Origin of the sequence: Micromonospora sp. NBC_00860 (assembly GCF_045207375.1) — a bacterium.
GTDB lineage: Bacteria > Actinomycetota > Actinomycetes > Mycobacteriales > Micromonosporaceae > Micromonospora > Micromonospora vinacea.
In genome coordinates this window covers 1,805,058-1,818,391 of record NZ_CP108825.1, presented here as the reverse complement: position 1 = coordinate 1,818,391, position 13,334 = coordinate 1,805,058, and the positions used below count along the sequence as shown (strand labels likewise).

The 13,334-nt window shown below is 70.1% G+C and carries 12 protein-coding genes; 6 read left to right on the top strand and 6 right to left on the bottom strand.

Annotated features, from left to right (window positions below):
• Positions 1-17: 17 nt before the first annotated feature.
• Positions 18-1,310, bottom strand: a complete 1,293-nt coding sequence (locus tag OH804_RS08240) for an extracellular solute-binding protein (protein WP_406064016.1) — start codon at positions 1,308-1,310, stop codon at positions 18-20.
• A 253-nt stretch (positions 1,311-1,563) separates the two neighbouring features.
• Here OH804_RS08240 and OH804_RS08235 point away from each other — a divergent pair, with 253 nt between their 5' ends.
• Entirely contained in the window at positions 1,564-3,189 is a 1,626-nt protein-coding gene (locus tag OH804_RS08235; RefSeq protein WP_307788743.1) for a glycoside hydrolase family 43 protein, read from the top strand.
• Between the two features lie 46 nt (positions 3,190-3,235).
• On the opposite strand, the gene OH804_RS08230 is transcribed toward OH804_RS08235, so the two are convergent.
• The 3 genes from OH804_RS08230 to OH804_RS08220 all read right to left on the bottom strand — a co-directional run bounded on the left by OH804_RS08230 (position 3,236) and on the right by OH804_RS08220 (position 5,324).
• On the bottom strand, positions 3,236-3,856 hold the full coding sequence (locus OH804_RS08230) for a hypothetical protein (RefSeq protein ID WP_406064014.1): 621 nt from the start codon (positions 3,854-3,856) through the stop codon (positions 3,236-3,238).
• Between the two features lie 164 nt (positions 3,857-4,020).
• Complete coding sequence (locus OH804_RS08225; protein ID WP_406064012.1) at positions 4,021-4,728, bottom strand: hypothetical protein; 708 nt, start codon at positions 4,726-4,728, stop codon at positions 4,021-4,023.
• On the bottom strand, positions 4,725-5,324 hold the full coding sequence (locus OH804_RS08220; RefSeq protein ID WP_406064010.1) for an RNA polymerase sigma factor: 600 nt from the start codon (positions 5,322-5,324) through the stop codon (positions 4,725-4,727). The genes OH804_RS08225 and OH804_RS08220 overlap by 4 nt, the downstream gene beginning before the upstream one ends.
• Positions 5,325-5,595: 271 nt before the next feature.
• Between OH804_RS08220 and OH804_RS08215 the strand changes: the two genes are divergently transcribed.
• From OH804_RS08215 to OH804_RS08200, 4 genes are all read left to right on the top strand, one after another.
• Positions 5,596-6,807 carry a chitosanase gene (locus OH804_RS08215; RefSeq protein WP_196923681.1) on the top strand — a complete coding sequence of 404 codons (1,212 nt, stop codon included), beginning with the start codon at positions 5,596-5,598 and terminating at the stop codon, positions 6,805-6,807.
• Positions 6,808-7,123: 316 nt separating this feature from the next.
• A complete protein-coding gene (locus OH804_RS08210) occupies positions 7,124-7,762 on the top strand; it encodes a class I SAM-dependent methyltransferase family protein (RefSeq protein ID WP_406064007.1) in 639 nt (212 codons plus the stop codon).
• Positions 7,763-7,798: 36 nt separating this feature from the next.
• Positions 7,799-8,287 (top strand): HAD domain-containing protein, encoded by a 489-nt coding sequence (locus OH804_RS08205; RefSeq protein WP_406064005.1) that lies wholly within the window; start codon positions 7,799-7,801, stop codon positions 8,285-8,287.
• Positions 8,288-8,477: 190 nt separating this feature from the next.
• Entirely contained in the window at positions 8,478-9,728 is a 1,251-nt protein-coding gene (locus OH804_RS08200) for a DUF222 domain-containing protein (RefSeq protein ID WP_406064003.1), read from the top strand.
• A 100-nt stretch (positions 9,729-9,828) separates the two neighbouring features.
• Here the strand turns inward: OH804_RS08200 and OH804_RS08195 are convergent, their stop codons facing one another.
• Positions 9,829-10,653, bottom strand: a complete 825-nt coding sequence (locus OH804_RS08195) for an alpha/beta fold hydrolase (protein ID WP_406064001.1) — start codon at positions 10,651-10,653, stop codon at positions 9,829-9,831.
• 84 nt (positions 10,654-10,737) lie between these two features.
• Here OH804_RS08195 and OH804_RS08190 point away from each other — a divergent pair, with 84 nt between their 5' ends.
• The gene (locus tag OH804_RS08190) at positions 10,738-12,630 is read left to right on the top strand and encodes an ABC transporter ATP-binding protein (RefSeq protein ID WP_406063999.1); all 1,893 of its coding nucleotides are present in this window, start codon (positions 10,738-10,740) and stop codon (positions 12,628-12,630) included.
• Positions 12,631-12,733: 103 nt separating this feature from the next.
• Here the strand turns inward: OH804_RS08190 and OH804_RS08185 are convergent, their stop codons facing one another.
• Positions 12,734-13,270, bottom strand: coding sequence for a PepSY domain-containing protein (locus OH804_RS08185; protein ID WP_406063997.1), 537 nt, complete (start codon positions 13,268-13,270; stop codon positions 12,734-12,736).
• Between the last annotated feature and the right edge of the window lie 64 nt (positions 13,271-13,334).

The window sequence follows — 13,334 nt, the reverse complement described above, 5'->3', positions numbered from 1 at the left end:
TGGGTGGGTGGTCACGGTCAGACGGTCTTCGCCACCTGGGTGATGTCCTTGACGATCTGGGCGGGCGACTTGTTGCCGGCGACCAACTCGGCGACGCTGTCGTTGATCTGCGACCCGAGCGCCGGCGCGTACGCCTGGTCGAGGTAGAGCTGGAAGCCGGTGTAGCCGGCGAGCGTCTCCGCGACGAGCTTGCCGTTGGCGTCGGGGATGGCCGTCGCGGCCTCCTTCACGGTCGGTAGCACCGCGCCGGTCTGCGCGGACTTGCGCTGGTTGTCCGCGCTGAGCAGGAACTTCAGGAAGTCCACGGTGGCCGCGGGGGCGTCCTTGCCGATGGCGAAGCCGTTGCCGCCGCCGAACACCTCGGTCGTGGCGCCCTTTCCACCCTCGACGGTGGGGAAGGGGAAGAAGCCGAGCTTGTCGCCGAGGCCCTTCTTGCTGGTGGAGCTGGACGCCTGCACCGCCGGCGCCCACTGCCCCATCAGCTCCATGGCCGCCCCGCCGTTGCCCATGGTGGCGGCCTGCCCGTCGGGCGTGCCGTACGCCGCGCCCAGGAACCCCTTCTGGAACGGCTGCAGGTCGACGAGTTCCTTGAGCCGGTCACCGGCGGCGACGAGGTCAGGGGCGTCGAAGTTCTTGTCGTCGACGGCCTTCTGCAACGCGCCCACCCCACCGATGCGCATCGCGAGGTAGGACCAGTAGAAGTGGGCCGGCCACTTGTCCTTGCCCGCCAGGGCGATCGGGGTGATGCCTGCGGTCTTGAGCTGGCGGACCACGTCGAGCACGCCCGCCCAGGTGGTGGGCGCGGCGGTGATGCCGGCGCGGGCGAAGAGGTCCTTGTTGTACCAGAAACCGACCATGCCGATGTCGAACGGAACGCCGTAGATCTTGCCGTCGATCGTGTACGGCTCCATGGCGGCGGGCAGCAGGCCCCCGATCCACGGCTTCACGTCGTCGGTGATGTCCTTGACCAGGCCCGCGTCCACCTGTTGCTTGAGCACGCCACCACCCCAGGACTGGAAGAGGTCGGGCGGGTCACCGGCCTGGGTGGCGGTGGTGAGCTTGGCCTTGAACGCCTCGTTCTCCAGGGGCTGGATGTCGAGGGTGACGTTCGAGTGCGCGGCCTTGTACTCGTTGGCCAGCGCCGCCCAGACCGGCAGCATCGGCTCGGTGTTCTGGATGTGCCACCAGTTGATGGTCTGTGGGGCGTTCGGGTCGCTGGGCTCGTCGTCGCCGCAGGCGCTCAGCAGGAAGGCACCGGCGCCGGCACCGGCGAGGCCGAGCAGCGTTCGGCGGGAGAGGTGCGTGGTCATGATCGATCCCTTCGGGGACTTCCGGGGTGCTCGGACGCCGGCTGAGCGGGCGGGGGTGGGGATCTACGGATCTCCGAAACTTTCAATGCTTCGCCGGTAATACCGATCGATGGCCGGCACGCTACGAGCTGACGTCGCAACGGTCAAGACCTCTGTCCTATTGCGAAAAGACCGGCTAGCGTAGGCACAACCTTCAATGGCCGGAGACCGCGAGTTTCCGGAAGTTGCAGCCAGCCCGCCCAGAGGAGCGCTCGTGTCGACCGACATCGCTACCGTGGCGACCGCTACCCGGTCGATCCGCAATCCCATCCTTGCCGGGTTCCACCCGGACCCGTCGATCCTGCGCGTCGGCGACGACTACTACCTGGCCACCTCGACCTTCGAGTGGTATCCGGGCGTGCTCGTGCACCACTCGCGTGATCTGGTGAACTGGCGCAGCCTCGGTGGGATCATCACCGACCGGCGCCTGCTCGACCTGCGCGGATGCGGCGACTCCAACGGGGTGTGGGCGCCCGACCTGACGTATCACGACGGTCAGTTCCACCTCGTCTACAGCGACGTGGCCAGCTTCGCCAGCGGCTACTGGGATCCGCAGAACTTCCTGGTCACCGCCGAGGACATCACCGGCCCCTGGTCCGATCCGGTGAAACTGCACGGGCGTGGGTTCGACGCGTCGCTGTTCCACGACGACGACGGCACCACCTGGCTGCTGGGCATGAGCGCGGACTGGCGACCCGGCCGCGACCGCTTCGGCGGTATCGAGATCCAGCAGTACGACAGTGCCGCACGCCGCCTGGTCGGCAGCCCCCGCATCCTGTTCACCGGCTCACCGGTCGGGGTCACCGAGGGCCCGCACCTGTACCGCCACGACGGCTGGTACTGGCTGATCACCGCCGAGGGCGGCACCAGCTGGGAGCACCAGGTCACCGTGGCGCGGTCGCGGGAGCTGTTCGGGCCGTACGAGGTGGACCCGGACGGGCCGCTGCTCACCTCCTTCGGGCGACCCGAACTGCGGTTGCAGAAGGCGGGTCACGGCAGCCTGGTTCGCACGCAGAACGGCGAGTGGTACCTGGCCCACCTGGTGGGCCGCCCGTACTCTCCGCTGGGCAACTGCGTGCTGGGTCGGGAGACCGCGATCCAGCGGGTCGAGTGGCCGTCGGACGGCTGGCCGCGGGTCGCCGGAGGGGTGCCCGCGGACGACGTTGTCGCACCCGACCTGCCCGCGCACCCGTGGCCGGCAGAGCCCGAGACCGACCACTTCGACTCCCCCGAGCTGGGCCGGTGCTGGTCCACGCTGCGTCGGCCGGCCACCCCGGACTGGGTGGACCTGCACACCCGCCCGTCGTACCTGCGGGTCCACGGCGGGCAGTCGCCGGTCGGTCGCCAGGCACCCAGCCTGGTCGGGCGACGCGTCGGCGCGATGGGATGCTCGCTGGAGACAGTGGTGGAGTTCGCACCGGCCGACCACCGTCAGCTCGCCGGGATCACCGCCTACTACAACACCCTCAACTGGCACCACCTCTACCTGACCCGTGCCGACGACGGGCGGACGGTGCTGGAACTGCTCAGCTCCGACAACGGGCGACGCACCGCGTACCCCGATCTGACCGTCGACGTCGGCGGCGTCACCCGGGTCGGCCTGCGGGCCGTCTTCGACGGGCCGGCGGTGCGCTTCGACTACGACCTCGGCGCCGGTTGGCAGGGACTGCCGGTCGAGCTGGACGCGACAATCCTGTCCGACGAACACGCCGCGCTGATCATCGACGGTGAGCCGGCGGCGTGGGGATTCACCGGCGCCTTCCTCGGCCTGTGGGTGCAGGATTTGGGCGGCGACGGCGTGCACGCCGACTTCGACCTGGCCACCTACCGGGAGCAGTGACCACGCGGACGGCACTCGGCGGGTGCCGTCCGCGTTCCCACTCGTCCTACCTGACCTGGGCGGCGACGGCGCGCAGCTGACCGAGGGTGGTGCGGAAACCGTGGCCGGACGCGGCCGGGTCCTCGGCGAGCAGGCCGCTGACCGCCATGGTCTGCGAGCGGGTCGTGGCGGCGGTCTCCGCGCCGGATCCGCTCAGGTCGAACACGCCGAAGTCGCCGCTGAGCGTCCGGAACGTCGGGGCCGCCGGGTCCTGGGCGAGGTAGAGGACCACGACCTGGCCGGCCTCGAGCGTCGACATGTGTGCCATGTCCGGCACACCGGCGGGCAGCGGGGCGAGCGTGATCCGCGTCCCGGCCCGTACGCTCGACCCGCTCGTCGCGCGCAGCACCTCGTCGACCCGGAATCCGGCCGCCTCGACCTCACCGCGTACCACCAGGTCCGCGGTTTCGCTGAGCTGCCGCACTGTGCCGTACCCGCGCAGCTTGCCCTTGATCGGCGGGGGCGCGACGTCGGTCGGTGTGGCCGCGCTGGTCGGGGCGGTGCTGGTCGGGGCGGGCGCGGCCGCCGGATCTGCGCCGCCGCTGCCGCAGGCGGACAACGCCGCGGCGGCGAGCACAGCGGCGGCCGTGGCCCACAGAGCCCGGGTACGGCGACTGTCGACTGCCATGGAACGCTCCTCGCGTCTCGGTGCCGTCCCGGGTCGTCTCGCTCGGAACGCGGCACTTCTTACGCCCTCTATCTGTGCGTCCCGGGCACCGAGTTCCATCTTTTTTTCTCGGCCTCAGTTGTTTCGGGCTCGGCTCTTGCGGGCTCAGCTCGGCGCTTGCGGGCTCAGCGCCGCTCGCGGGCGAGCTGACGGAGCTCGGCCACCGTGGTGACGAACGCGCGGCCCGCCCCGGCGGCGTCCTCGGTGCGCAGACCGGTCACCGACATCCCCGGTGACCGGCTGGTGGCCGTCTCCCCAGCGAGGTCGAAGATCCCGAATTCGCCGCCGAGCGGACGGTAGAGACGCGCACCCGGGTCCGCGAGGCCCAGGTACAGGACGGTCGGCCGGCCGGTCGTTCCGAACAACTCCGCCGCAACCGAGATCTCGGTGGGCACCGAGGCGTCCGGGGCGCGGTAGAGCACCTCCGCCACCCGGTAGACCGCCCGCCCGTCCGTCACCGACGTCACCTCGCCACGGACCACCAGCTCAGCCGCGTCGGTGAGTTGACGCACCGTGCCGTACCCACGATTCTTGGCGGCCGTGCCCGGCGGTGCCTGCCGAGCGGTCGGGCGGCTCGCCTCGGGGGACGGGAGCGCCGCCGGGGGCGCGTCGCCGGACCGTACCGCGAGTCCTCCGCCCGCCGCGACCACTACCAAAGCGGCCGCCGCGAGCGCGGGCCGCAGCGGCACAAAAGCCCTTCTTCGGGTACGCGGCCGCTGCGCGATCGCCGTCAGCAGGCGCGTGCGGTGCAGCTCGTGCCGGCCCGCCGGCAGGTCGTGGTCACCGGGATGGGGGGCGATCTGCGCCCACTCAGCCGGGTCCGGCGCGCTCACTGGCTGCCCTCCCGCACGAGCGAGGCGTCCACGACCGCAGGCCGGGCGGCGCGCGGTGGGGCGTCGACGAGGGTACGGAGCCGGGCGCGGGCCCGCGACAGCCGGGACCGCACCGTGCCGACCGGGACGCCCAGCGCCTCCGCCGCGGACTCGTAGTCGAGGCCCTCCCACAGGCACAGTGTCAGCACCTCGCGCTCGGGTCGTCGCAGCCGGGCCAGGGCGTCGATCGCGGCGGCGATACGTCGGCTGTCGTCGAGTCGACCGGCGACCTCGTCGGCGTGGTCGGGCACTGTGACGTCGGAGGCGAGCAGCGCGGCGGCCATCCGACGGTAGCGGCGGTTGCTGCGGATGTGGTTGCGGGCCTCGTTGGTGGCGATGCCGAGCAGCCAGGGACGCAGCGACCCGCCCTCCTCGGTGACCCGCTCCCGGGAACGCCAGGCTTGCAGGTACGTGGCGGCCATGACGTCCTCCGCCGTGGCCCAGTCGGCGGTCAGCCGGAACGCGTGGTTGTACACCGAGCGCGCGTACTGGTCGAACAGCTCGGCGAACGCGCCGGGGTCACCGGCTCGCACCCGAGCGCGCAGACTCGACTCCATGACCATCTTCTGTCCGTCGGACGGTGCTGGTTCCGACGGACCGGCCCGTTGATCAGTTACGGCCCGACGATAGCCACCGGCAGGTACGTCCCGCCAACGACGGGATGAACAGGTGCCGTCACGCCTCGCGGTCGCCGATTGACGAGGAATCGACGTACTGGTATCTGTTAATACAGTTTCCTGATGCTTGGCCCCGGCGCGGCAGTTCGGCCCCGACGGGCACCGCGAACCGACCGGCCGGCGGCACGCCGCCCCTTCCCCGAGGAACACCATGGTTCACAAGAGAACAGCCGCCTACGTCGTGGGCACCCTGCTGGTCGGCGTCGCCGCAGTCGGCTACGGCCTGCCCTCGGCGAGCGCCGCGACCGCCGGCCCGATCACCGGCCTCGGCGGCAAGTGCGTCGACGTGGCAGGCGCCAGCTCGGCCAACGGCACGCCCGTCCAGCTCTACGACTGCAACGGCAGCGCGGCCCAGACGTGGACCGTCGGCAACACCGACAACTCCATCCGGGCACTCGGCAAGTGCCTCGACGTCACCGCCGCGTCGACCGCCAACGGCGCCAAGGTGCAGCTGTACGACTGCAACAACACCGGCGCGCAGAAGTGGACCGCCAGCAACGGCGCGCTCGTCAACTCCGGCTCCGGCAAGTGCCTCGACGTCACCGACCGGAGCACCGCGAACGGCGCCCGGTTGCAGATCTGGACCTGCGGCGGCACCACGAACCAGCTGTGGACCCTGCCGGGCGGCGGCAGCACCCCCACCCCCACACCCACCACCCCGAGCGGGACCAACCTCGACGACCCGGCGAAGAAGAACGTCGCCATGCAACTCGTCTCGGCCGCGGAGAACTCCTCGCTCGACTGGCGCGCGCAGTTCTCCTACATCGAGGACATCGGCGACGGGCGCGGCTACACCGCCGGCATCATCGGCTTCTGCTCCGGCACCGGCGACATGCTCGAACTGGTCGAGGCGTACACCCGCACCAAGCCCGGCAACGTGCTCGCCGGCTACCTGCCGGCGCTGCGTAACGTCAACGGCACCTCGTCGCACGCAGGCCTCGACCCCAACTTCCCGCGCGACTGGCGGACCGCGGCCACCGACTCGGTGTTCCAGGCCGCCCAGGAGGCCGAACGCGACCGGGTCTACTTCAACCCGTCGGTACGCGACGGCAAGAACGACCAGGTCCGGGCCCTCGGTCAGTTCGCCTACTACGACGCGGCGGTCATGCACGGGTACGAAGGCATGCGCCAGATCCGCAACCGCGCCCTGAACCGGGCCAAGCCACCGGCCCAGGGCGGCGACGAGCGGACCTGGCTCAACGCGTTCCTCGACGAGCGGGTCATCGAGATGAAGAAGGAGGAGGCCCACTCGGACACCTCACGCGTCGACACCGCCCAGCGGGTGTTCCTCAACAACGGCAACTTCAACCTGAACACACCGCTGGTGTTCGCCGTCTACGGCGACCAGTTCCGCATCGGCTAGGGCCTGTTTCATAAGGGCGGTCGAGCCGAGGCGGAGTCCGGGCGGCGATCCGGCAAGGCGCGGTTTCGTCCGGATACCGGTGTCGTATCCGGACGAAACCGCAACGCCGCCGGTCGTCGTCCGGGCCCGCCGCAGGCCGGCCAGTTCTTATGAAACAGGCCCTAGGTCGCTGGATGGTGGCGGGGTCGTCGTTCGTTCGCCGACGACCTCGCCGCCTGGCCCTCTCGGCTGCCTGAACCACTTACCTGCCAAGGCTCTTCTCACGATCGGCGTGCCCACACCGCCGGCACGCGTGGAACTGGCAGGCTCAGTCTCCGTGTTCGACGGCAAGGATTGGTTCGCCTGGCACAGCCCGTACGCCGATGACGACTCGCCGCTGGCACGCTGGCTACGGCTGGTTCAGCAGCACATCGCCGCCTGGTTCGATGAGCGACCGGGCAAGCCTGTGTCGGTGGTCAGCATGTGTGCCGGCCAAGGTCACGACGTTCTGGACGTGCTGGCCTCGCGCCCCGACGCCACACGGGCCGATGTCACCCTGATCGAGTCTGACCCGCGCAACGTCGCCGCAGCCCGAGCCAAAGCAGTCACCGAGAACCTCGAAACCGTGACCGTCATGCAGGCCGACGCGGGTGACCTCGCCTCCTACCGACAGGCGGTGCCTGCCGACCTCGTCATCATGGCGGGAGTCCTGGGCAACATCAGCGCCGCCGACGCCCACGCCACCATCAACGCACTGCCGCAGCTCTGCGCCGCTGACGCCACGGTGATCTGGACGAGGACCCGACGCGCGCCTGACCGCACACCAAGGATCCGAACGTGGTTGACCGACGCCGGGTTTGCCGAACGGGTCTTCCACGCCCCCGACGGCGTGCTGTTTTCCGTCGGCGTTCACCGCTTCGCCGGCACCCCGCAGCCGCTGGCCACCAACGGCGAGATCTTCACGTTCATCGCGTGACACCGGGCGGACCGTTTTTGCGGCAGGATCCTCCGGGTGAACCGGCCCCTGCTCCTGCTCGACATCGACGGCGTTCTCAGTCCCTACGGGACTCCTCAACCACCCGCCGGTTACACCGAGCACCACCTGTTCCCCGGCGAGGAGCCCGTCCGCGTCAACCCCACCCACGGCACCTGGATCACCGAGGCGAGCGCCATCCTGGACATCGCCTGGGCCACGAGCTGGAACGACGAGGCCAACCAACTCCTCGCCCCGCTTCTGCGCATCGCTCCCCTGCCCGTGATCACCATGCCACCCGCGCCGTTCCACCCGAGCGACAAGATTCCCGTCATCGCCGCCTACGCCCAGCAACGGCCAACGGCATGGATCGACGACCTCCACACGCCGCAAGCCCACATCTGGGCCGCAGCACGCAGCAGCCCCACCCTGTTGATCACCGCCGACCCGTCGGTCGGTCTGACCCGTAGCTCCATCGATCACGTCATGGCCTGGGCCAAGGCTCTTCAGCAGCCCGTCGGCGAATAGCTAGCGACGCCCCAGCCCTCGCTCATGCCAGGGCACCAGCCGGCGCTGTCGACACCAGCTCTCGGCATCGCCGGGCAGCAGGCCCATCCTGGCCTGGGAGGAGTTCGGCACCGACGAACCCTCCGGCGAGTGGCCAAGCGAATCGATCATGGTGACTGGAACTGTCGTACACCTGTTCTAGTGTCGGGGCATGCTCGAGGAGTTGGCGCTGGCAGACGACGCGGTCGCCGCGTGTGTCGATGCTGCTGCCTGGGCCCTCCCGGAACAGGACCTGATCGCCGCACTCGACGCCGCGCACCGCTTGGAGCAACGGCTCGCCGCCGTCAAACTCGCTCTGGTCCGCGAGGTCGACGGCCGCGGCACGCCCCGCACGCAGGGAGCCTCCTGCACCGCGGTCTGGCTCCGCGAACGCCTGCGGCTCACCGTCCCGGCCGCCCGCCGCCTGATCGACCTCGCCACCGCCCTGGACACCGGCAACTCCGGCATCCGACAAGCGTTGGCTGATGGCACCATCAGCCTGGACCAGGCCCGGGTCATCGCCGACACCGTCGACACTGTCCAGGCCACCGCTGGCACCGAGACCGCCGACAAGGCGGTCGGTGTGCTCGTCGGCTGGGCCGCACAGTTCGACCCCACCCACCTCCGCAAACTCGGCACCCGCATCCTCGACCACGTCGCCCCCGACATCGCCGACGCCGCCGCCCGAGCCGCCCTCGACGCCGAAGCACGCCGCGCCACCCACGACCGCCACCTCACCCTGTCCGAGCAGACCGACGGCCGACTGCGGCTCACCGGCACCCTCGATGCCGAAACCGCCGGCCTGCTCCGCGCCGCCATCGACCCACTGAGCGCACCGTCCGGCCCCGACGACACGCGCTCCCCCGGGCAACGCCGCCACGACGCCCTCGCCGACATCTGCCGACTCACCCTGCGCACCGGTCAGTTGCCCTACAGCGGTGGCGATTCCGCGCAGATCGTCGTCACCACCAGCTACGACGGGCTGACCCGGCAGCTGTCCACCGGCGCGCTCGACATCGGCCTAGAGCTCACCCCGGACACGGTGCGTCGACTCGCCTGCGACGCCACCATCCTGCCCGCCGTCCTCGGCGGCACCGGCCAGGTCCTCGACGTCGGTCGACAACGCCGCCTCATCACCGGGCCGCTGCGCCGCGCCCTGGTGCTTCGCGACCGCGGCTGCGCGTTCCCCGGCTGCGACCGCCCACCGCGCTGGTGCGACGCCCACCACATCCACCACTGGGCCGACGGCGGCACCACCAGCCTGACAAACGCCGTACTGCTCTGTGGCCACCACCATCGGCACGTCCACCAGACCGACTGGGTCGTCCGGCTCGGCGACGACGGACATCCGGAGTTCATTCCACCCGCCTGGCTCGACCCCGAACAGCTCCCCCGCCGCAACCACTACCACCGACGAACATAGGAGCAGCCAGCAGCCAGTCCGTCGGAGACATCGCCGCTGGGCAGTGGCGCTGTCGCGATTCCGGGAGATCGCGGTGAAGCCGGCTGGAGATCTGGCGACCCTATTGCCTCAGGAAGGTGGCCACCGCCCGACGGAAGTCGTGCGGATTCTCGACCCACGGAAGGTGGCCGGCCCCGGTGAGGCTCACCCGCTGGCTGGTGGCCAACGCGCGGTGCAGCGAGTCGACGGCCCAGCGGGGCCGGATGTCCTCGGTGCCGTCGATGATCAGCACGGGCAGGTCGAGCGCTCGGCACTGCGTGGCCATGTCGGATCTGCTGAGCTCTTGCTTGACCTCGGCGTTGACGGCCTGGCTGCAGTCGTGGTTGATGCCCAGCCACGGCGTGGCCATGCGATCGGCGTGATGCAGTGCCGCACCGTGGTCGGCGAAGTCGGCCGACCACTGCAGCACCGCCCATTCACGTTCCTCTGCTGGGGTGCGGTCGCGCGCGCTGAGGGCCTCCCATCGGTCCAGATGAGGCCCGAGCCGCAGCCTCAGATTCCGCTTGTAGTGCGGGTGCCAGCCGCGATCGGGATCAATGCCGGTCCCGGACACGTAGATCAGATGGCTGACCCGTTCGGGGTGTTCGATGGCGTACCGCAATGCCAGGTGTGCACCCCACGAATGGCCCAACAGGGCCGTCCGTGGCCCGGCCAACTGGTCCCGTACCGCGTCGAGATCGGCCACGAAGCGGGCGATGCCGTACGGTCCGCGCCGCTGCGAGCGCCCACAACCGCGCTGATCCCACCGGATGGTGCGGGCATGCTGCTCGAGCAGCCGGGTTACCGGGGCGAGATAGTCCCAGAGACCCGGACCTCCGTGACAGAGCACCAGAGGCGGCCCGGCGCCGGCCTGTTCCGCCCACAGGCGGCAGTCGTCGTCGCGCACGCGCAAGTCCACATCGCCAGTATCGCGTGGCGACTTGACCTCAAGCTCGGGTTAGGTCCTAGCCTCCGGTATCGGAGGTTACGCATGAGCATGGAAGTTACGGCGTGGATGTCCTTGCACCACGCGATGAACGCGCAGGATGAGCGACCGCTGTCCCGCGCCACCTTGAAGCGGATCGCGCAGTTCGCACGGCCACACCGCGCCCTGATCGTCAGGTTCCTGTTGTTGAGTGTGGTGACGGCGGTTCTCACTGTGGCGGCGCCCGTTCTCGCCGGTCGGGTGGTCGACGCGATCGTCGACGGCGCCGACAGCGGCGTGGTGATCCGGTTGGCCGTACTGATCGCCGTGATCGCCCTCGCCGAGGCCGGGCTGGGGCTGGTCACGCGGTTCCTCTCCGCCAGCATCGGTGAGGGGCTGATCGTCCAACTGCGGACGGCTGTCTTCGACCACGTCCAGCGCATGCCGGTGGCGTTCTTCACGCGTACCCGCACGGGTGCGCTGGTCAGCCGCCTGAACAACGACGTGATCGGTGCGCAGCGGGCCTTCAGCGACACCCTGTCGAGTGTGGTCGGCAACGCCGTCACGCTCATGCTGACGTTGGCCGTGATGCTCACCTTCTCCTGGCAGATCACGCTGCTGGCGCTCGTCCTGCTGCCCATCTTCGTTCTCCCGGCCCGCCGGATGGGTTCGAGGCTCGCTCAGCTGCAGCGGGAAGCGGCCGAGCACAACGCGGCCATGAGCACTCGGATGACGGAACGGTTCTCCGCACCCGGCGCCACGCTGGTCAAGCTGTACGGGCGGCCGGCCGAGGAGTCCGCCGAGTTCGCGGCGCGGGCACGTCGGGTCCGGGACATCGGCATCCGTGCGGCGATGCTGCAGTGGGTCTTCATCACCGCGCTCACGGTCGTCGGCTCGCTGGCGCTGGCCCTGGTCTACGGGCTCGGTGGTCTCTACGCCCTACGGGGCAGCCTCGACGCCGGGACGGTGGTCGCCCTCGCGCTGCTCCTGTCGCGTCTCTACGCACCGTTGACCTCGTTGGCCAGTGCTCGGGTCGAGGTGATGAGCGCACTGGTGAGCTTCGAGCGGGTGTTCGAGGTCCTCGACCTCAAGCCGCTGATCCTCGACAAGCCGGACGCTCGCCCTCTTCCGGAAGGGCCGGTCGCTGTCGAGTTCTCGGGGGTCCGGTTCGGCTACCCCTCGGCGGACAAGGTGTCGCTCGCGTCCCTGGAGGACGTGGCGAAGCTCGATACGCGCGGCGGCGAGGAGGTGCTGCACGGGGTGTCGTTCCGCGCCGAAGCGGGGCAGATGGTGGCGCTCGTCGGCTCCTCCGGTGCGGGCAAGTCGACGATCGCGCAGCTCGTGCCTCGCTTGTACGACGTCGAGGACGGCGCGGTGAAGCTCGCCGACGTCGACGTACGTGAGCTGTCCGCCGAGTCGATCCGGACCGCGTTGGGTGTGGTGACCCAGGACGGGCACCTGTTCCACGAGAGCATCCGCGCCAACCTGGCGTTCGCCCAGCCCGACGCGACCGAGGACGAGATGTGGGAGGTGCTCCAGCGGGCCCGACTCGACGACCTGATCCGCAGCCTTCCCGATGGGCTGGACACCGTCGTCGGCGAGCGCGGATACCGCCTGTCCGGTGGGGAACGGCAACGGCTCACCATCGCGCGACTGCTGCTGGCCCGTCCGCGCGTGGTCATCCTCGACGAAGCCACCGCGCATCTCGACTCCACCTCGGAGGCGGCGGTGCAGGACGCCCTCGCCGAGGCGTTGACCGGCCGGACGAGCGTGGTCATCGCGCACCGGCTCTCCACCATCCGGGCGGCCGACCAGATCCTCGTCGTGGAGGCCGGGCGCATCGTCGAACGCGGGCGACACAATGACCTGCTCGCGGCGGGCGGCCGCTACCACGAGTTGTACCGCACCCAGTTCGCCCAGGAGAAGCCGACGGTCCAGGAGCAACGCGTCGCCATATAACGCACGCGGTGGTCGGTCCGCCCAGGAAGGACGGTCCGACCACCGCGTCACAACGCGCCGCCGCCCACCCCCGTGGAAGCACCGGGGTGGGCAGCGACGGCGGTCAGTCGTTGTCGTCGTCGTCCTTGTCGTCCTTGTCGTCGTTGTCGTTGTCGTTGTCGTTGTCGTCAGAGTCGTCGTCATCATCGTCGTCGACCGGCTCCTGCTCGGCCTTGACCACGGAGCCGTTGTCCCGGTCGACGTCCACCTCGTGCTCGGTGTCGCCCGCGACGATCTCGACGCTCCACACCGGTCGGCCGTTTTCCTGCTCGGCTTCGACCTCGACGATCTGACCACCACCGGCCTTGGCGAGCGCGATCTCACCGGCGCGCTTCTCGTCGACCGCGCTGCCCGCTGGCGAGGTGCCCGCCGACGGCGTACCCGATGGGGTGCCTGCCGACGGCGTGCCGCTGCCGCCCGGCGCGGCGCTGGTGGCGCTGCCGTCCGGCGCGTCCGTGGCCGTCGGGGCGACGGTCGCCGCGGCGAGTGCCGTGCCGCCGGTCCGCGAGTCGTTCGCGGCGTCGACGCCCAGCGCGACCCCGGCCACCGCCAGCACCGCCGAACCGCCGACCGTCGCCAGAAGCAGATTGGTGCGCTTCATCGTGGTGTCTACCTTTCCTCGGATGTCAACTCCTTGGTTGTCGGCTCCGAGGATCCGCTGAACT